Raw genomic sequence first — 19893 nt, 5'->3', positions numbered from 1 at the left:
AGCAGAAAACTAGTTAACTAGTACACAAATACGAAGTATCACATTTGATAGGTTCACCATGTTACAAGAATTTAACCAAAACCATAAAGATAAAGTTTTAGAACTTTCTTCAGTAGAAGCAAGTTCAGAGCTTAATTGGTGGCGCACTTGGACAAGTTCTTGGTGGGCTAACGTGTACTTCTAGTTAAACAGTTTGTTTATAAAAAAGTTATCACTAAGCCCGCTTTAATAGCGGGCTTTTTAATTTGTCGAACATCTCACATTCAACTGACTAACAAATCATCGAATTGACCATATTCTAGATTGGGTGAAAGGTATCTTTATGCGACTATGTACGGCAGGAAATTTAAAGAATCATAAAGGAGGTCTTGTGAACAAGGCCATTGAAATCAAAAAGCTGGGAACCATTGAGGTCATCAATTCTTCAGTTCCTTACTCGCAAGATCCAACCAGCGTTTTTCATACTTTGTGTGAAAACAAAACTGATAGTCTTTTGTTGGAATCTGCCGAGATTGAATCTAAACAGAACCTGACAAGCCTACTCCTTATCGACTCTGCTGTTCGCATCGTATGTCGCGGACATGAAGTAACCTTTCAAGCATTGACTGAAAACGGTCAAGCGCTTATCGAACACCTCACTCAAAACGTGAAAGCAGAAATTAAATCTGACCTTACTGATAACGTTTTGACACTGACTTTTATCGAGCCGAGCAACGAATTAGACGAAGACTCACGTTTAAGAGAAGCCTCTTCATTCGATGCTCTACGTTTAGTTCAGCACAGCTTTGCGCAAGACGCAGATAACAAACACGCGCTATTCATGGCGGGTCTATTCGCTTACGACATCGTGGCAAACTTTGAGCCACTCGGTGATGCTGAAGCAACCAACAATTGTCCTGACTTTGTCTTCTACGTAGCTGAAACACTATTGCGTTTCGATCACCAAGAGAACGAAGGCCTACTTCACGCGAGCTTGTTCGCTCAAGATGACAGCATCAAAGCGCAATTGACTGACCGTCTAGCCGACATTCAAACTCAGTGTCAGTCACTGAAAGCCATCACAGAAGTTACGCCGTTAGACAACGTTGAAGCAGTACCAAGCGTTTCAGATGAAGACTTCTGCCAAACGGTTCGTGATTTAAAAGAGTACGTAGTTAAAGGCGATGTGTTCCAAGTAGTTCCTTCACGCCGCTTCACTCTACCTTGCCCTGCTCCACTGGCGGCTTATAAAGAACTCAAACAAAGTAACCCAAGCCCTTACATGTTCTACATGCAAGACGAGCTATTTACTCTGTTCGGAGCTTCTCCAGAAAGTGCTCTGAAATACGAGACAGAAACCAACCAAATCGAGATTTACCCAATTGCTGGTACTCGTCGTCGTGGTAAGCGCCCAGACGGTCAAATCGATTTCGACCTAGACAGCCGTATCGAACTTGAATTGCGTACCGATAAGAAAGAAAACGCCGAGCACATGATGCTAGTCGACCTAGCACGAAACGATGTTGCGCGTATTGCCGAAGCTGGCACTCGCCACGTAGCAGACTTGCTAAAAGTTGACCGCTACAGCCATGTAATGCACTTAGTTTCTCGTGTTGTTGGTCAGCTCCGTGAAGACTTAGATGCTCTGCACGCTTACCAAGCTTGTATGAACATGGGTACGCTAACGGGCGCACCAAAAATCCGCGCAATGCAGCTTATCCGTGACGTAGAAAAAACACGTCGTGGTAGCTACGGTGGTGCAGTCGGTTATCTAACCGGTGAAGGGACTCTAGATACTTGTATCGTAATTCGTTCTGCTTACGTTGAAGATGGCGTGGCACAGGTACAAGCTGGCGCTGGTGTGGTATTCGATTCAGACCCACAAGCAGAAGCCGATGAAACTCGCGGTAAAGCACAAGCGGTCATCTCAGCGATTCAAGCTGCACATACTAAAAACCTAACAAATAAGAAGGAGTCGTAATCATGGCTGATATTGTATTCATCGATAACTTCGACTCATTCACATACAACCTTGTAGACCAATTTCGTTCATTAGGTCACAGCGTAAAGATTTACCGTAACAACATTCCGGCAAAGGTTGTTGAAGCGGCGATCAACGAACTAGACAACCCTGTTGCACTGCTTTCGCCAGGCCCTGGCGCTCCAGCAGATGCGGGCTGTATGCCAGAGCTGATTCAGCTTCTAAAAGGTAAAGTACCAATGATTGGTATTTGCTTAGGCCACCAAGCAATTGTTGAAGCCTATGGCGGCACCGTTGCAGGCGCTGGCGAAATCATTCATGGTAAGGTGTCGATGATGGAACACCAAAACCATGCGACTTACCAAGGCTTACCTTCGCCACTGGCTATCGCTCGCTACCACTCTTTAGTGGCAACGCATGTATCTGATAGCCTAACGGTGACCGCTGAAGTCGATGATTTGGTGATGTCAGTAGTTCAAGAACAAGACAAGGTTTGTGGATTCCAATTCCACCCTGAATCAATTATGACGACCTACGGTGCAACGCTTCTTGCGAACGCTATCGAATGGGCTCTTGAGAAACCTCTTCGCCTTGAGAAGACTGGAATATAGGAAACGATCATGGAACAGATTAATAAACTTTACGAACAGCAGTCTCTTACTCAAGAAGAAAGCCAACAATTGTTTGATGTGATCATCAAGGGTGAACTAGACCCAATCTTGATGGCTTCAGCGCTGACTGCACTAAAAATCAAAGGCGAAACGCCCGATGAGATTGCAGGTGCAGCAAAAGCACTACTTGCGAATGCTAACCCGTTCCCGCGCCCTGATTACGATTTCGCTGACATCGTAGGTACAGGTGGCGACGGTCACAACACCATTAATATTTCGACGACTTCTGCATTTGTTGCAGCAGCGTGTGGCTTAAAAGTCGCAAAGCACGGTAACCGCAGCGTATCGAGCAAATCGGGTTCTTCTGACCTACTGGATTCATTCGGTATCAATCTAGCGATGACAGCAGAAGACACACGTACTGCTGTTGATGAACTTGGCGTAGCGTTCCTATTTGCTCCGCAGTATCACGGCGGTGTACGTCACGCGATGCCGGTTCGTCAAACAATGAAAACACGCACTATCTTCAACATCCTTGGCCCATTGATTAACCCTGCTCGCCCTAACATCGAGCTAATGGGTGTTTACAGTAAAGAGCTGGTGCGCCCTATCGCAGAAACCATGCTGCAAATGGGCATGAAGCGTGCAGCGGTTGTTCACGGCAGCGGCCTAGATGAAGTGGCGATTCATGGCGAGACCATGGTTGCTGAAATTAAAGATGGCGAGATTCACGAGTACACAGTGACACCGGCAGACTTTGGTTTGAACACTCACCCTCTTGAAGCTATCAAGGGCGGCGAGCCAGAAGAGAACAAAGCCATCACAACCGATATCCTGACGGGTAAAGGCACTGAAGCCCAAGTTGGCGCAGTAGCGGTGAACGTTGCTCTATTGATGCGTCTATTTGGTCACGAAGACCTAAAAGCCAACGCACAGCAAGCAATTGATGCGATGAACTCTGGCAAAGCGTACGAGCTTGTACAAAAGCTTGCTGCACACGCCTAACGAACGACGAGACAAAGAACATGACACAGACTACCGATAAATTGTCGACCCACGTTTCAGTCAAAGAAGCTGAAATGGCGGAAGTACTAGCAAAAATCGTTCGTGATAAATACCAATGGGTTGAAGCGCGTAAGCAGACCCAACCATTAGACAAGTTTAAAGCGGCGTTAACCGCAACTGACCGCAGCTTTTATGATGCTCTGAGCGGCGAACAAACCGTTTTCATCACTGAATGTAAGAAGGCATCACCGTCAAAAGGTTTAATCCGTGACGAGTTTGATTTGGACTACATTGCATCGGTTTACAACAACCACGCAAACGCGATTTCAGTACTGACAGACGAGAAATACTTCCAAGGTGACTTCGAGTTTTTGCCAAAGGTTCGCAGCATTGCTAAGCAGCCTATCCTGTGTAAAGACTTCATGGTTGATACCTACCAGGTTTACTTAGCTCGTCACTACTCTGCTGATGCTATCTTGTTAATGCTATCGGTATTGGATGACGAAGAGTACCAAGCGCTGGCGGAAGTCGCTCACTCACTCAACATGGGTGTACTTACCGAAGTCAGCAACGAAGAAGAGCTTCACCGCGCGGTCGCTTTAAAAGCAAAAGTGATCGGCATTAATAACCGTAACCTGCGTGACCTTTCGACGGATCTGAACCGTACTAAAGAGTTGGCTCCGTTGGTTCGCGAACTGGCTCCAAACGCAGTCGTGATTTCAGAATCTGGCATCTACACGCATCAACAAGTTCGTGACCTTTCAACGTTTGCAGATGGCTTCCTAATCGGTAGCTCTCTGATGGCTGAAAAGAACCTAGAGCTTGCAGTGCGTAAAGTAACCCTCGGTGAAAACAAGGTGTGTGGTTTAACTCACTCTGACGATGCCGCGAAAGCGTATCAAGCTGGCGCGGTATTCGGTGGTTTGATTTTCGTTGAAGCGTCTAAGCGTCATGTGGATATCGAAGCTGCTCGTTTGACTATGAGCGGCGCACCTTTGAACTACGTGGGTGTGTTCCAAAACCACAGCCTGGCAGACGTTGCGAAAACGGTTTCTGAGCTAGGCCTGTTCGCTGTGCAATTGCACGGTGATGAGTCTCAAGCGTATGTCGATGAACTAAAACAGTCACTGCCTGAAAGCGTTGAGATTTGGAAAGCTTACGGTGTTGCTTCTGGTTCTGAAAACGGTGCAGAGAGCTCGCTACCAGAATTACTGGAAAGCAACGTGACTCGTCACCTGCTAGATACTAAAGTGGGCTCTCAAACAGGTGGCACAGGCCAAGTGTTCGATTGGAGCCTAATCAACAACCAAAGCGCAATCATGTTGGCGGGTGGCCTAAACCCAGAAAATGCCAACCAAGCGGCTAAGCTGGGCTGCTTAGGATTGGACCTAAACTCTGGCGTTGAATCCGCTCCAGGAAAAAAAGACGCAGACAAACTGCAACGTGCTTTTGCTGCGATTCGCAATTACTAGTCCAAACTCGGCGCTAGAAATTAGAAAGCAGAAACTAAAAACATATTTGTAAGCTTTGCCTTTTGCGAAGCTCAAACAAGATTAAATGACTTGGTGTGAATACACATCAGTAGAATTGAAGGAATAACACAATGGCTAAACTCGATGCCTACTTTGGTGAATACGGTGGTCAATACGTACCGCAGATCCTAGTGCCAGCACTAGACCAACTTGAACAAGCATTTATCGATGCACAAGCCGATCCTGAGTTCCGCAGCGAATTCATGACGCTTCTTCAAGAGTACGCTGGTCGTCCAACGGCGCTAACGCTAGCACGCAACCTAACAAAAGGTACAAAAACAAAACTGTACCTAAAGCGTGAAGATCTACTTCACGGCGGTGCTCACAAGACAAACCAAGTACTTGGTCAAGCATTGCTAGCAAAACGTATGGGCAAGCAGGAAATCATCGCTGAAACTGGCGCAGGCCAACACGGTGTGGCAACAGCTCTAGCGTGTGCTCTATTAGGTCTTAAGTGTCGTGTATACATGGGTGCAAAAGACGTTGAACGTCAAAGCCCGAACGTGTTCCGTATGAAGCTAATGGGCGCAGAGGTTATCCCTGTTCATTCTGGCTCTTCAACGCTAAAAGATGCGTGTAACGAAGCACTACGTGACTGGTCTGCAACTTATGAAGACGCTCACTACCTATTGGGTACTGCAGCAGGTCCTCACCCATTCCCAACGATTGTTCGTGATTTCCAACGCATGATTGGTGAAGAAACAAAGAACCAAATTCTAGCTCGTGAAGGTCGCCTTCCTGATGCAGTTATCGCTTGTGTCGGCGGTGGTTCAAACGCTATCGGTATGTTCGCTGATTTCATTGAAGAAGAAACTGTCCGCCTAATCGGTGTAGAGCCAGCTGGTAAAGGTATTGATACCGACCAACACGGCGCACCGCTTAAACACGGTAAAACCGGTATCTTCTTCGGCATGAAAGCGCCACTAATGCAGGATGAGAACGGCCAAGTAGAAGAGTCTTACTCTGTATCCGCCGGTCTAGATTTCCCATCAGTTGGTCCTCAACACGCACACCTAAATGCTATTGGCCGTGCTGAATACGACAACGTGACCGATGACGAAGCACTAGAAGCTTTCCAAGCTATCGCACGTAACGAAGGTATTATCGCAGCGCTAGAGTCATCTCATGCTTTGGCTCATGCAATCAAAATGGCTCACGACGATCCAGAGAAAGAACAGCTATTAGTCGTTAACTTATCTGGCCGTGGTGACAAAGACATTTTCTCTGTACACGACATTCTTAAAGAGAAAGGAGCATTATAATGGATCGCTATCAATCACTCTTCACTCGCTTAGCTGAAAAGAATCAGGGCGCATTCGTACCATTCGTAACGGTTGGCGATCCTAACCCTGAGCAATCGCTTAAGATCATGGAAACTTTGGTTGAAGCGGGTGCAGACGCACTTGAGCTTGGTATTCCATTCTCTGATCCTCTTGCTGATGGTCCAACAATCCAAGGTGCGAACATTCGTGCTTTAGATTCTAAAGTCACGCCAGATGTGTGTTTTGATCTTATTGGTCAAATTCGTGCTAAATACCCAGAGCTGCCAATCGGCCTACTGATGTACGCAAACTTGGTGTACGCACGTGGTATCGAGAACTTCTACGAGCGTTGTGCTAATGCAGGTATCGATTCAGTATTGATTGCTGATGTACCAACCAACGAGAGTGGCGAGTTTGTTGCTGCAGCTAAGAAGTTTGGCGTTCACCCAATCTTTATTGCTCCACCAACAGCAAGTGATGAGACGCTTCAATCGGTTTCTGAGCTAGGTGGTGGTTACACTTACCTACTTTCTCGTGCTGGCGTAACGGGTGCAGAAACCAAAGCAAACATGCCTGTAACTGCCCTACTTGATCGTTTGAACAAGTTTGATGCGCCACCAGCACTGCTTGGTTTCGGTATCTCGGCTCCTGAACAAGTAAAAGAAGCAATTGTAGCTGGCGCTGCTGGTGCTATCTCTGGTTCAGCGGTTGTGAAAATCATTGAAAATAACGTTGAACAACCAGAAGCAATGCTTAAAGCACTAGCTGAGTTTGTTACGCCAATGAAAGCGGCAACGCAAAAGTAATCTGCGGTCAATAAATCAAACCAGCGATTCAAATATTAAAAGGCTCCACAACTGTGGAGCCTTTTTTATTGCTTTTCATTTAAGCCAATCACTCATCGGCTTTCATCGCTTTCTTGATTGCTGCCTCATTGAGTGTCGCTTTAATCGGATCGGTTATCTTCTCGACCAGATCGATGGGCATTGGGAATATGATTGTGGAAGTTCGCTCATTCGCTACTTCTGTTAGTGTTTGCATGTAACGCAGCTGAATCGCATTTGGCGCTTGATTAAGAACCTCTGCAGCCTCTTTCAGCTTGGTTGATGCTTCTAGTTCCCCTGTTGCATGGATCACCTTAGCTCGACGTGAACGTTCCGCCTCGGCTTGCTTAGCTAGAGCTCGCACCATACTGTCATCAAGATCCACATGCTTGATCTCGACATTGGCAATCTTGATCCCCCAGTTATCGGTGTGTTGATCCAGTATCGCTTGCAAGTCTCTATTGAGCTCTTCACGCTCAGACAATAGCTCATCCAACTCATGCTGTCCTAATACTGAACGCAGCGTTGTTTGTGAAAGTTGACTGGTGGCCTCAAGATAATTCTCAACGTTGTTGATCGCCATCTTCGGGTCTAGCACTCGAAAATAGACCACAGCATTGACCTTCACAGACACATTATCTCTGGTGATCAAATCTTGTGTTGGCACATCCAAAACGATAGTTCGTAGATCCACTCGCACAATTTGTTGAATGAAAGGAATGATGATAATCAACCCCGGCCCTTTAACGCCATAAAAGCGCCCAAGGAAGAACACCACTGCCCGCTCGTACTCGCGCAGAACTCTGAACATGCTGGCTATCAACAAGATAACGAGCACGATGACAATACCTATAGTGTGTATAAACATAACCGCCCCCTAATGGTAACGATGGTTAAGCAATAATTAATTCAATCAAGTTTGTCCTAGCATTCCGCGCTAACTGGGCCTTGGTGTTATCTCATCGGGCAGCGCCTCAACATCCAACAGCAACCCAGTCAGTTTGGTCACTCTGATAAGCTGCCCCGCTTGCAGTTCACTGGCGCATTGAGCTTGCCAAATTTCACCTTCAACTAGCACTCGGCCAGCACCCGGGAAACCGCTGACAACTTTACCTGTCTCACCAACCACCGCTTCCATCCCTGTAGTCACAGGCTTGTTCCTCACTCGGACTAACATAGAGATAGTTACGACAATAAAGGCAACAGAGAACAAACTGATCCCGATAATTAACGGCAATGCGATTTGATAACCCGGCACTTCGGTGTCCATCAGCATGATTGAACCGAGCGTAAACGCAGCAACGCCGCCCAAACCGAAAATACCGAAGCTCGGACTAAAGGCCTCTGCGACCATTAAGGCTATTCCCAACAGGATTAAGGCAAGACCGGCATAACTCACCGGCAGCATTTGTAAGGAGTACATCGCTAATAACAAACAGATACCGCCCAATACACCCGGTAAGCCGACCCCTGGGTTATAGAATTCCAGCAACAAGCCATAGATGCCAATGAGCATGAGGATATAAGCGACGTTGGGATTAGTAATCACCGAAAGCAAACTAAAGCGCCAGTCTTGTTCACGCTCAACAAACGCCACATCACTAAGTTGAACTTCCTGATTGATACCGTTGATGGTGATGGTGCGTCCGTTGCTCAGCTCAACCAATTGCTGAAGGTCGCTGGCAATAAAATCGATCACATTAAGTGTGAGTGCGTTCTCTGAGTCCAAACTCGCCGCTTCTCTTACCGCCTTTTCAGCCCACTCTTCATTCCGATTGTGTAGCTTAGCCAAACTGACAATGTAAGCTGCAGCATCATTGATGACTTTCTTCTCCATCGCAGTGCTGGCTTTTACTTGGTCTGAGTTCTGTTGTTTTGTTTCGTCTTGCTCGCTCGCTGACGTGTTGTCATCTTTATTAGCATCGTCTTGAGGAGATAATGGATTAGTCGGCGCTTTGCCACCACCAAGAGACACTGGCGTGGCTGCGCCCAAATTGGTTCCGGGCGCCATAGAGGCGATGTGGCTAGCAAGTAGAATGTAGGTTCCCGCGCTCGCAGCACGTGAACCCGCAGGCCCAACCCAAGTTGCTATCGGAATCGGTGACGTGGTGATGGATCGAATAATGTCACGCATCGACGAGTCTAACCCGCCAGGCGTGTTCATTTTCAAAATGATGAGTTTTGCTTGCTCATCGTGAGCTTGTTCTATTTCTCTAGTGAAGTAATCACTGGTCGCTGGACCTATCCCCCCGCTCACCTCAATCACCCAGACATCATCGGCCTGAGCGAACGCAGAGCTGAACAACAGAAGAAACGCAAACAAGTACTTTAATATAAAAGTCATAGCCCCTCTCCTTACAACTGAGATGCTAGATAGACGTTTTATTTAAAGCGCAGAGGTAACATCTTGGTAATAAATAGATACCTTAAGCATAGTTCAGGCTAAATTTCACACAACAAGTACCTGTGTATTTGCCCCAATATAAACGTTCAAAAAACACTCGCGAATGAAATCAAAATGTTAATGGAACGTTTACAACACCAACGCTTGTGAATCATTCACAAAACCTCCAGCGAAAAAGCTTTTATAAATTCAACAAATAACATCGCTATAAAAAACCAAGGCAAACGATTGCATTATTGTGCGAAATCAACAAATGACATTAGACCACCTGTTTTTCTGAGACTTTCACCTCTGCTCATATTGATAAATGTAAAGGATACGTGTAAAACTCGTCGCGAAATATTAATCCAATGGTACATCGTACATTGGTGAGTAGTTCTGGGATTTTTATATTTAGTAGCACAGAGGTTATGGAAGTGTTAAAAGAAAAGAATTTACTAAGCAACATCGGCGTTCAAGTCGTTATTGCAATGATCATCGGTACTGTAGTCGGTGCGATGATGGGTGACAGCGCAACTATGTTCGCTCCACTGGGTGCTATCTTCATCAATTTGATCAAGATGCTGGTTATTCCTCTAGTCGCGGTTGCCCTAATTTCAGGTGCTGCAGGTCTAGGTAATAGCTCATCGGCTGGTAAAGTCGGTGTAACAACACTAGGTTACTTTGCACTAACGTCTGCACTTGCTGTAGCACTAGCGCTTGTAATGGGTGAAGTGTTCGAACCCGGTCGTGGTATCGATGTTTCTGGCGTTGAAGGCATGTTCTCTTCAGAATACGCTGCGAAAGGCGAACTTCCAACGTTCTGGGCAACCATCACTGGCATGATCCCTACCAACGTTTTCCAATCACTGAATGAAGCAAACATTCTGCAAATTCTCGTTTTCTGCTTATTCTTTGGTATTGCGATTTCTAAACAAGCAAAAGAGAAACGTGACCCTATCATCAACGGTGTAAATGCTATCGTTGACGCTATGGTATGGATGATCAACAAAGTTATGATCATTGCACCACTTGGCGTATTCGGCCTAATGGCAGAAGCAGTAGGTACGTTTGGCTTTGGCGCGCTTATGGTCGTGTTCAAGCTGTTCATTGTTTACATCGCTGCGATTCTTATCTTCGGCTTTGTTGCTTACCCACTGATGATTCAAATCTTCACTAAGACTTCAGCTAAGAAGTTCCTAGTGGCAATGAAGAAGCCTCAAGCGGTTGCACTATCAACAGCCTCTTCAATGGCGACACTACCAGTAACAATGGAAACGGTAGAGAAAGAACTTGGCGTTCGCAACTCTACGGCTTCATTCGTTCTGCCACTTGGTGCGACGATCAACATGTCTGGTAACGCAATTTACTATGGCCTAGTTGCTATCTTCTTCGCACAGCTGTTCAACATCGACCTGTCTATGGGTGCTTACGTTGCTATCATCGTAACGTCTACGCTTGGCGCAGTTGGTCAAGCGGGTGTTCCAGGTCCTTCTTTCCTAGTGGTTGCGGTTCTTCTAGCAGCTGGTATCCCTATCGAAGGTCTACCTCTGTTGTTCGCTCTAGACCGTATCTTCGACATGATTCGTACTGCTCTAAACATTACTGGTGATGCAGCATGTGCAGTCATCGTTGATTCTCTAATCGAAGACGAAGCGAAAGAAGCTGAGCTACAAAAACAGCAAGCGTAATCAATAAACGCTAAGTTGGTGGTGATTGAATTGATACCACCAGCTTAAACTAACAAATCCGAGAGCCTCACAGCCCTCGGATTTTTTGTTTTTGGTGTTCTAGTTTTAAGCGTTACGCTAACTACAAATCAGCGCCATAAATATCAAATGTGAAGTACTTAGCGGCAATCTTGTCGTAAGTACCGTTGGCTCTGATCTCTTCAATCGCCGCATTGAATTGTTTCGCCAGTTTTGAATCCTGCTTTCTTAATGCTAACGCCGTACCCTCACCGATGTAGGCTTTGTCGGTAACTGCTTTGCCTTTGAATTCAAAACCCTCGCCTTCTTTCTTATCTAAGAAAGCCAATGACAGTTGATCTGAGTTGCCGAAGGTTAGATCTAGACGACCATTTTGCAGATCCAAGTAAACTTCATCTTGGCCGGTATAACGCTTAATGTTTGCCACATCGCCAAACTTGTCGGTTACGTAGCGATCGTGAATCGTACCTTGCTGAACACCGATGGTTTTGCCTACTAAGCCTGCCTCATCGACGCTGAACTCCGCGCTTTTAGCAGCAACAAACACGGCTGGAGTTTGGTAGTACTTGTCAGTAAACAAAATCTTACGCTTACGCTCTTCAGTAATACGCATTGACGCCATAATCACATCCGACTTTCTTGCCAACAAACTTGGAATTAGCGAGTCCCAGCTTTGTGAAACCCAAGTACAATCGAGTTTAGCTTGCTCACACAAAGCATCAGCTATCTCAATATCAAACCCGACAGGCACACCGTCGCTGTTTTTATAGTTGAATGGCGGATACGTAAAGTCCGACGCCAAACGGATTTCTTTCGCCTGTACCGTTGTACCAAGTAAAGCGGCCGCACAAGCGAGTCCTAGTATTATCTTTTTCATCATTGCCATCCTAGATATGATCTTTATCGAGTTGAGATTGAGTTTCTTTATGTTGAGCTTGTTGAATTTGTTTGCCTTGTTGACTCTGTTCTAATTCGGTTTGGTAACGTGTTAGTGACGTTATCACTTCTAGCATGCTCTCTTGGCTACCAATACTGATTCGAACACAGTTACGTAAAGCAGGTTCATGGTTTTGGTTCCTTGTCACAATGCCATCCTTCGCCAAGACACTGAACACTTGGTGCCCAGCTTTTTGACGCAGCAAAATGAAGTTTGTCGATGAAGGGTAAACAGACTCGATGGAATCAAACTGCGTTAATTCACAAGCAAACCAGTTACGTAGCTCAACTAGCTTTTGCGTCGCATCTTGCATCACTGAGACTCGTTCATCAGACAAAGCGTCTAGCACTATTTGAGATGAGCAATCTGGCATTGGGTATGGTGGAATTAATTTAGCGACATACTGCATCACATTTTGACTCGCTAAGATAAAGCCACAGCGCACCGCAGCAAGTCCAAACGCCTTAGATAAAGTGCGAATCACAACCAAGTGCGGATAACGCTCAATAAGGCTAACGGCTGACGTTTGTGGTTCAAATTCGATATACGCTTCATCAACCACCACTAGAGATTTCCCGATAGTCCCTTCCAGTACCTGAATCAAATCCGATCTGGGAATCACATTACCCGTTGGATTGTTTGGTGAACAAAGGAAAACGATATTGACCAACTCAGCTTTATTCAGAATGTCAGCAACATCTAAGCTGAAATCTTCCTGCAAAGGAGAGTCGAGCGTTTCAATCGCTAATGCATCAGCGCAAAACTCATACATGGCATACGTTGGTGAACAAATCAGGATATTGTCACTCGCGGGCTTACAGAATGTTCTGATCAGTAAGTCAATCGCTTCATCAGCGCCACGAACAGCAACAGTTGCAGCGTCAGTTCCGCAATACGCTTGGTAAGCCTTGGCAATATCTTGTGGTAAAAAGTCTGGGTAACGATTATGGCTGGCTTCTCCTTGAAACAGCGAGCTTTCCAATTCGTTCGCGTTTAGCCATACACGTCCATCACCACCAATTCTTCTTGCCGATTGATAAGGTATTAATTTTTTTACAGCCTGAGGCACTAAGCTATCAATAAAAGATGTCAAGAAGCTATCCCTTTCACAAAATCACAATGTCTTCACCACTGCCTTCATATTCAAAAAATGTAAACTATGCACATATTGAATCACAAATGATGACTAAGTATTTACATTCAAACAGAACACTATTGATAAATGAATCGAAATAATTACATAATAGCCATGATAAAAAATCATAGGTAAAGATATGAATAGCACACTTCCTTCAACCAAAACCTTGCTCGCATTTTTATCGACGGCAAGGCACCTTAACTTTACGCGCGCGGCACATGAGCTCAATGTCACGCAAGGTGCAGTGAGTCGTCAGGTACTCTCGTTTGAAGAAAGCCTTGGCTGCGACCTCTTCTATCGCCATGCTCGAGGATTGTCTTTAACGCCGAAAGGAGAAGAGCTGGTTCCCTTGATACAAGGAACGATTCATCAACTGCAATCGGCTCTGAATCAAGTGGCTAGCTCTCCCTCTAAGATCAAACTCAATGCTCCGAGTTGTATTACCTCTTGGCTACTACCTAAGTTGATGTCATTTCAACAGGCCTATCCTGATATTGATGTCGAGCTCACTTCGACCATCAAGCACGTTTTTGAGCCAAGCTTTGATCCCTTCGATGCGGTGATTACTTATGGCAAGAAACCAAGCCAACACTCAATTGTTAGCCAACTACTGTTCAACGAGCAACTAGCTCCTGTCTGCCAAACACAGAGTATTGTTCCAAGTCACCTGATAGATAGCACTTCAACTGTCATCAAGCCACACAAGCTTGCTCAGTACACTTGGTTACACGCTAACAATGAGCAGAGTGACTGGCGACTATGGTTAGAGCACATAGGAAGCCATGACCTTTCAAGCAAGAACAACCAACAATTCGCGACACTCGACCAAGCGATGAATGCCGCGATTCAGGGCTTTGGTATAGCAATCGGTGACATCACGCTTGCTAAGCAAGATATTGATTTGGGCAGATTGGTGAAAGTGAGTGAAGGCAGTGTCTTTTCGGGAAATGGATACTTCCTATTACAACCCAAGAACCGTCAGAATGCCTCGCTATCAACCTTAGTCGATTGGCTAGTCGATTAACGGTTATCAAATTGCCAATTCAGGAGCCTTAAAGCTTCAGTAGATCGTCATAATGAGAATTTTACCATTCTCAAAATAAAACTATTTTTCGTCAGCTCCGTATTGGTGTTTAGAGAATAGAACTTACGTTCCTTTAACTAATTGAAAAGAAATTCAATTCTATTTGGTAGGAAAGTGGTTCTGTTCAATTGGAAAAAATGGCATTCGAATTGCTTTGACATAGATAACCCAACCAATATACAGCAGGTTGCACCTTATTCATCATGCAGCTTGTCACGGAGGATAGGCTATGACCTTACAAAGACATACGTATTACGGCTTAATTCACCATGGAATTAAAACCTTATTAATGGACAGAATTGGTCACTTCACAGAACGTGAATATCACGAGTATCTCGACTTAACGACCGGTAAATCGACATGTTTTGCCATGAGTGAACAAGAACTCGAAAACACCTTAGACAGTTTGAAAAGCGAAGGTTATCTTGAAGACATCAAGAAGCTGATACCTCGCTACCAAACCTCGTCAATGCGATAACCTGTCTAAACTCGTTAAACACGATGAAGGGTTAGATGGAATTAAATGGCACCCAATTGTCTCGGGCTATTTAGCATCGAGACAGTTTTCGTTAGACTGTCTGCAACTCAACTAACTGGATAGTCAGTGCCACATGAAGCAAATCCTTGATTTCATTCCTCTCATTATTTTCTTTGCGCTGTACAAGATGTATGACATCTATACCGCGACTGGTGCTTTGATCGTTGCATCTGCAGTTCAAATTGTTTTGACGTATTTCAACTACAAGAAAGTAGAAAAAATGCAGATCATCACGTTTCTGATGGTTGCCGTATTTGGCGGCATGACCATCTTTTTGCACGACGACAACTTCATTAAGTGGAAAGTGACCATCGTTTACGCGCTGTTTGCTATCGGCCTGACAGTCAGTCACATCATGGGCAAGTCAGCTATTAAAGGAATGTTGGGCAAAGAGATTTCACTTCCTGAGTCAGTGTGGGCCAAGATCAACTGGGCATGGACTCTGTTCTTTACTCTATGCGCTATTCTCAACGTTTACGTTGCTTTCAACCTACCGTTGGATGTTTGGGTGAACTTCAAGGTGTTTGGCTTACTCATCGCTACCCTGCTCTTCACCTTACTGACGGGTATATATATCTATAAGCACTTACCAAAAGAGCAGCAGAAAGAATTAACGGATAAAAATACCGACGAGAAGTAACCCTAAGGGATGAGTCCTCATTCCCTTTTTGATACAATTCTTATCAATATGCTATTTAACAGTGGCCAATGATACTCGTGATCATTGGCCACTGGCTTTTTTGTGTTGCAGAAACTGGTCAAAATAAAGCCTATTATTTACTGACAATCTCACTAAATTAGCGGCAATCTGGTTTCTTGTTGTTCAATGCACTCATTTGCCAATGTGCTTAACCAGTCAACACATCTGTTTTTATTTAAGATAATCAATACCATCAAGAGTACAACAATGACTATTCAATCAACTTTGAACCCGATTGGTTCTTTACTTCTTCGCACATTAGCGATGCCTTCTGATACAAATGCAGCAGGCCAGATTTTCGGTGGTTGGATAATGTCTCAGCTCGACCTAGCTGGCGGTATCTTGGCGAAAGAGATCTCTAACGGCAAAATAGTCACAGTTTCAGTATCAAGTATCGAGTTCAAACAACCAGTCTCTGTGGGTGATGTGGTATGTGTTTATGGTGATTGCACTAAGATTGGTCGCAGCTCGATGAATATCGACCTAGAAGTATGGGTTAAGCCGGTACTTGACCACGGCATCGGTGACCGTTACAAGGTTTGTGGCGCGACATTCAACTACGTCGCGGTTGATGAAAGTGGTAAGCCTCGCTCCATCAATAAATAGGACTTTTCACTCCGTCGTTTACGTAAATGGTCTTTAGTTCGAGTCAATGAAATAGCTAAAGACCATAGCGCTCTCTCGCACCAATTCACAATTTCTTATCATTAACCCTTCCAATACCAATTAGTTCGCGTAAATTAGCAAGATAGCGAATTTAAACGCCCCAATTTAGTGAAGTAAAATAAGGATATCTCAATATGTGGTACGTGATTTTTTCTCAAGACGTCGAAAATTCATTAGAAAAGCGCCTAAGTGTTCGCCCACAACATCTAGAACGCCTACAAACACTTCACGATGAAGGCCGACTGTTAACAGCAGGCCCAATGCCAGCTATTGATTCAGGCAACCCTGGCGAAGCGGGATTCACAGGTTCAACTGTAATTGCCGAATTTAACTCTTTGGAAGACGCTCAAGCATGGGCAGACGCTGACCCGTACATTGATGCTGGCGTTTACCAAAATGTGATTGTAAAACCATTCAAGAAAGTATTTTAATGTGAAAAAATGGATTATTGGCTCACTGGCTTTAGCTCTGCTTGCAGGCTGTGCTTCAAGTGAGCAAGACGAACAAAGACAGCTAGAGATGATGGCGCAGCACCGAGCTGGCGTTTTATCTGCAGGCCTGCCGATTGAATATGGTCCACTGTCGGTCATGCGCGTGCTAGCAAAAAACACGGTTATCGAAATCATGATGATCTACAACCAAGATGCAAAAGGTGCTAAGCCTTTAAACCAAGTTGTAGACATGAGTGTGAATAGCTACTGCACCAACTCTGAAGTGAGAGCAAACCTCGATATGGGCTTGGCTTACAACATCAAGATTCGCAACACTCGCGGACAACTGATGGTTGAGAAGTTGATCAGCAAAGAGACGTGTCAGAGCAGCAGCTAGTTTCTAGCTCGAGATTCGAACAAGTATAAAACCAGAAGGCCTCGCAAATGCGAGGCCTTTGTTGTGGTTCATCGTGGATTAACGGAGCAATCAAAATCTTAGACTGAATTATACCTCAGCTGATTCCCACTCTTTACGCAGTGTCTTAGTCGCCGAAACTAAGTTAGTTAGTGCGGCTTCTGTCTCTGCCCAGTTACGCGTCTTCAAACCACAATCAGGGTTTGCCCACAAACGTTCTGCTGGGATTTTTTCTGCCGCTTTCTTCAGTAAATCAACAATCCACTCTTCTGAAGGAATGTTTGGTGAGTGAATGTCATAAACACCAGGTCCAATCGCATTCGGGTAGTTAAACTCTTCAAATGCTTTCAGCAGTTCCATGTTCGAGCGAGAAGTCTCAATGGTAATCACATCGGCATCTAGCGCGGCTACTGAATCAATGATCTCATTGAACTCGCTGTAACACATATGGGTATGGATCTGAGTTTCAGGTTTCGCACTCGCCGCTGAAATCTTAAAGGCATCGACCGCCCACTCTAGGTATTCTGCGTGGTCACGCTTTTTCAGTGGCAAACCTTCACGAATGGCAGGTTCATCGATTTGAATAATGTTGATGCCAGCGTCTTGCAAATCAGACACTTCATCACGTAGAGCAAACGCCAGCTGATTAGTGATCTCTTTACGTGAGATGTCTTCACGTGGGAATGTCCAACATAAGATAGTGACAGGGCCTGTCAGCATCCCTTTCATCTGCTTCGAGGTCAGAGATTGGGCATAGGTCGACCATTCTACTGTCATTGGTTTTTCTCGTTCAATATCCGCGACCACAATCGCCGGCTTCACGCAGCGAGAGCCATAGCTTTGTACCCAACCAAACTTAGTAGTTTGAAAGCCTGCTAGGTTTTCTGCAAAGTACTCCACCATATCGTTACGTTCAGCTTCGCCATGAACAAGCACATCCAAATCTAAAGCTTCTTGGCGCTTAACGGCATCCGCAATATGGCCTTTCAATGCGGTAATGTATTCCGCTTCACTCAGTTTGCCAGTGCGGTAAGCGCTACGTTGAACACGGATCTCGCCTGTCTGTGGGAACGAACCAATAGTTGTGGTCGGCAATAGCGGTAAACCCAACACCTCAGACTGATGAGCGGCACGCTCTGCGTATGGAGCAATGCGCTCTGCTAGTGCTTTGGTAATCGTGCTAAGACGCGCTTGTACCTGAGGCTTATTCACATGAGTCGCACTCTTGCGTGCAACAATCGGTTGGCTATACGTCTCACACGCTAAAATGGCATTTTGGTCGCCGTCTAACGCCGCACCCAATAAGCTCACCTCAGTGACTTTCTGTTTTGCAAACGCAAACCAACTCTTCACTTCTTCGCTAAGCGTCTCTTCTAACTCAAGGTCAACCGGGCTATGCAGCAATGAACATGAACTTGCGACCCATAGTTTATCGCCTAGCTTTTCTTTCACTGGTTGCAGCAACTCAAGCTGCGCGGCTAAGTCTGCTCGCCAAACATTGCGTCCGTTGATTGCTCCTGCAGAAAGCACCCAATCTTCAGGTAGCTTATTCACCACTTCATCGAGTTGCTGCGGTGCGGCAGCCAAATCGATGTGTAAGCCGTTGACGGGAAGTTCGACGATTTTATCTAACGTGTCAGTCACAGAATCAAAGTACGTAGTAAGGAGTAGCTTCACATCGACTTGAATCACTTGATACGCCAATTTGAATGAATCTGCCCACTTAGTTTCAAGTTCCAGAGAAAGGATAGGTTCATCGATTTGAACCCACTCAACACCCAACTTGGCTAGCTTTGCCAGAATCGCTTGGTAAGCAGTAAGCAAACGTGGAAGCAAGGTTAAACGGTCAAAGCCCTCTTCCACTTCTTTGCCGAGATATAAGTAAGATAGCGGGCCGAGAAGAACTGGCTTCACTTTATGCCCCGCTTTAATCGCTTCACTCACTTCGTCAAACAGTTGTGGCCAGCTCACTTCAAAGGTGTCCTCTTTACTGAACTCAGGAACAATGTAGTGATAGTTAGTGTTGAACCACTTCGTCATATCTGATGCTGCTGCACCATCTTTAGCGCTGTCAGTTCCGTGCTTAGCGCCACAACAGGTGGATTGTGTTTGAGATTGACCGCGACCAACGCGGAACAAGGTATCTAAGTCTGGGAAGGCTTTCTCTTCTTCAGAGCCACCAGCGTGACGCTTTGGCACATGACCCAAAAGCAAAGTCGTTGTTAACACATGGTCGTACCATGCGAAGTCACCCGCAGTTGCAAAGCTTAGATTCGCGTCGGCTTGTACATTCCAGTTACGATTTCTCAGTTCGCTGCCGAGCTGCTTAAGCTCTGACTGGCCAATCTCGCCGCGCCAGTACTTCTCTAATGTAAATTTCAGTTCGCGTTTTTCACCGATGCGTGGGTAGCCAAGAATATGCGTTGTCGTAGTCATGAGCCTGTTCCTTATTCAATAATTGTTAGTATCTTTTCAGACCACCTATTGAAGATTACGCTTTATCAAAAAGGTGTCTGGATGGCTAAACTATCCACCCAATCTGAATAATGAACAACGTCCAAATATTCATCTTGTTTATTAAAAATATTCATCTTGAATAAACCAAAGATGAGGGACTTAAAACCATCTAGACATCTAGACGTTTACAAATGATAAAAAACCCCGTAGGGTGATTATTAAGAAATATTGAATTAGCTTA

19 protein-coding genes and 1 other annotated feature are annotated in these 19893 nt (G+C 45.2%); of the genes, 14 read left to right on the top strand and 5 right to left on the bottom strand.

From position 1 onward, the window contains the following. Positions 1-58: 58 nt before the first annotated feature. From MSG35_RS21080 to trpA, 7 genes are all read left to right on the top strand, one after another. The gene (locus MSG35_RS21080; RefSeq protein ID WP_009848753.1) at positions 59-184 is read left to right on the top strand and encodes a trp operon leader peptide; all 126 of its coding nucleotides are present in this window, start codon (positions 59-61) and stop codon (positions 182-184) included. Continuing rightward, positions 131-245: a sequence feature (Trp leader region), on the top strand. (Overlaps the previous gene by 54 nt.) 125 nt (positions 246-370) lie before the next feature. After that, complete coding sequence (locus MSG35_RS21075) at positions 371-1960, top strand: anthranilate synthase component 1 (RefSeq protein WP_248384943.1); 1590 nt, start codon at positions 371-373, stop codon at positions 1958-1960. 2 nt (positions 1961-1962) lie between these two features. Continuing rightward, the gene (locus MSG35_RS21070) at positions 1963-2571 is read left to right on the top strand and encodes an aminodeoxychorismate/anthranilate synthase component II (protein ID WP_048607237.1); all 609 of its coding nucleotides are present in this window, start codon (positions 1963-1965) and stop codon (positions 2569-2571) included. Between the two features lie 9 nt (positions 2572-2580). After that, a complete protein-coding gene (gene trpD / locus MSG35_RS21065) occupies positions 2581-3576 on the top strand; it encodes an anthranilate phosphoribosyltransferase (protein WP_248384942.1) in 996 nt (331 codons plus the stop codon). 20 nt (positions 3577-3596) lie between these two features. Then, on the top strand, positions 3597-5048 hold the full coding sequence (gene trpCF, locus MSG35_RS21060) for a bifunctional indole-3-glycerol-phosphate synthase TrpC/phosphoribosylanthranilate isomerase TrpF (protein ID WP_248384941.1): 1452 nt from the start codon (positions 3597-3599) through the stop codon (positions 5046-5048). A 131-nt stretch (positions 5049-5179) separates the two neighbouring features. After that, positions 5180-6370, top strand: a complete 1191-nt coding sequence (gene trpB / locus MSG35_RS21055) for a tryptophan synthase subunit beta (RefSeq protein ID WP_048607243.1) — start codon at positions 5180-5182, stop codon at positions 6368-6370. Continuing rightward, positions 6370-7176: a tryptophan synthase subunit alpha gene (trpA, locus tag MSG35_RS21050; protein WP_102332470.1), complete on the top strand. Its 807-nt coding sequence runs from the start codon at positions 6370-6372 to the stop codon at positions 7174-7176. The genes trpB and trpA overlap by 1 nt, the downstream gene beginning before the upstream one ends. Positions 7177-7264: 88 nt before the next feature. On the opposite strand, the gene MSG35_RS21045 is transcribed toward trpA, so the two are convergent. Next, entirely contained in the window at positions 7265-8062 is a 798-nt protein-coding gene (locus tag MSG35_RS21045; protein ID WP_004729804.1) for a slipin family protein, read from the bottom strand. Between the two features lie 69 nt (positions 8063-8131). After that, on the bottom strand, positions 8132-9538 hold the full coding sequence (locus tag MSG35_RS21040) for a nodulation protein NfeD (protein WP_248384940.1): 1407 nt from the start codon (positions 9536-9538) through the stop codon (positions 8132-8134). Between the two features lie 410 nt (positions 9539-9948). Between MSG35_RS21040 and MSG35_RS21035 the strand changes: the two genes are divergently transcribed. Further along, complete coding sequence (locus MSG35_RS21035; protein ID WP_348983490.1) at positions 9949-11268, top strand: dicarboxylate/amino acid:cation symporter; 1320 nt, start codon at positions 9949-9951, stop codon at positions 11266-11268. A 121-nt stretch (positions 11269-11389) separates the two neighbouring features. Here MSG35_RS21035 and MSG35_RS21030 read toward each other — a convergent pair whose 3' ends face one another. Together MSG35_RS21030 and hisC are read right to left on the bottom strand one after the other, a co-directional pair. Continuing rightward, entirely contained in the window at positions 11390-12163 is a 774-nt protein-coding gene (locus MSG35_RS21030) for an ABC transporter substrate-binding protein (RefSeq protein WP_248371958.1), read from the bottom strand. 10 nt (positions 12164-12173) lie between these two features. After that, on the bottom strand, positions 12174-13316 hold the full coding sequence (hisC, locus tag MSG35_RS21025; RefSeq protein WP_248384938.1) for a histidinol-phosphate transaminase: 1143 nt from the start codon (positions 13314-13316) through the stop codon (positions 12174-12176). 181 nt (positions 13317-13497) lie between these two features. Between hisC and MSG35_RS21020 the strand changes: the two genes are divergently transcribed. The 6 genes from MSG35_RS21020 to MSG35_RS20995 all read left to right on the top strand — a co-directional run bounded on the left by MSG35_RS21020 (position 13498) and on the right by MSG35_RS20995 (position 17177). Continuing rightward, entirely contained in the window at positions 13498-14385 is an 888-nt protein-coding gene (locus MSG35_RS21020; RefSeq protein WP_048664708.1) for a LysR substrate-binding domain-containing protein, read from the top strand. 289 nt (positions 14386-14674) lie between these two features. Continuing rightward, positions 14675-14923 carry a hypothetical protein gene (locus tag MSG35_RS21015; RefSeq protein WP_017069991.1) on the top strand — a complete coding sequence of 83 codons (249 nt, stop codon included), beginning with the start codon at positions 14675-14677 and terminating at the stop codon, positions 14921-14923. Between the two features lie 133 nt (positions 14924-15056). After that, positions 15057-15623 carry a septation protein A gene (locus MSG35_RS21010; protein WP_248384937.1) on the top strand — a complete coding sequence of 189 codons (567 nt, stop codon included), beginning with the start codon at positions 15057-15059 and terminating at the stop codon, positions 15621-15623. A 267-nt stretch (positions 15624-15890) separates the two neighbouring features. Further along, a complete protein-coding gene (gene yciA / locus MSG35_RS21005) occupies positions 15891-16289 on the top strand; it encodes an acyl-CoA thioester hydrolase YciA (RefSeq protein ID WP_009846426.1) in 399 nt (132 codons plus the stop codon). Between the two features lie 194 nt (positions 16290-16483). Next, positions 16484-16780, top strand: a complete 297-nt coding sequence (locus MSG35_RS21000; RefSeq protein ID WP_248384936.1) for a YciI family protein — start codon at positions 16484-16486, stop codon at positions 16778-16780. Between the two features lies 1 nt (position 16781). Then, positions 16782-17177, top strand: coding sequence for a GspS/AspS pilotin family protein (locus tag MSG35_RS20995; protein ID WP_017062026.1), 396 nt, complete (start codon positions 16782-16784; stop codon positions 17175-17177). A 108-nt stretch (positions 17178-17285) separates the two neighbouring features. Here the strand turns inward: MSG35_RS20995 and metE are convergent, their stop codons facing one another. Next, positions 17286-19631, bottom strand: a complete 2346-nt coding sequence (gene metE / locus MSG35_RS20990) for a 5-methyltetrahydropteroyltriglutamate--homocysteine S-methyltransferase (protein WP_248384935.1) — start codon at positions 19629-19631, stop codon at positions 17286-17288. Positions 19632-19893 lie beyond the last annotated feature (262 nt).

It is taken from the genome of Vibrio sp. 1CM23M, assembly GCF_023161755.1.
In the GTDB taxonomy this organism is placed as follows: domain Bacteria; phylum Pseudomonadota; class Gammaproteobacteria; order Enterobacterales; family Vibrionaceae; genus Vibrio; species Vibrio coralliirubri.
This window is presented reverse-complemented; position numbering and strand designations above follow the sequence as displayed.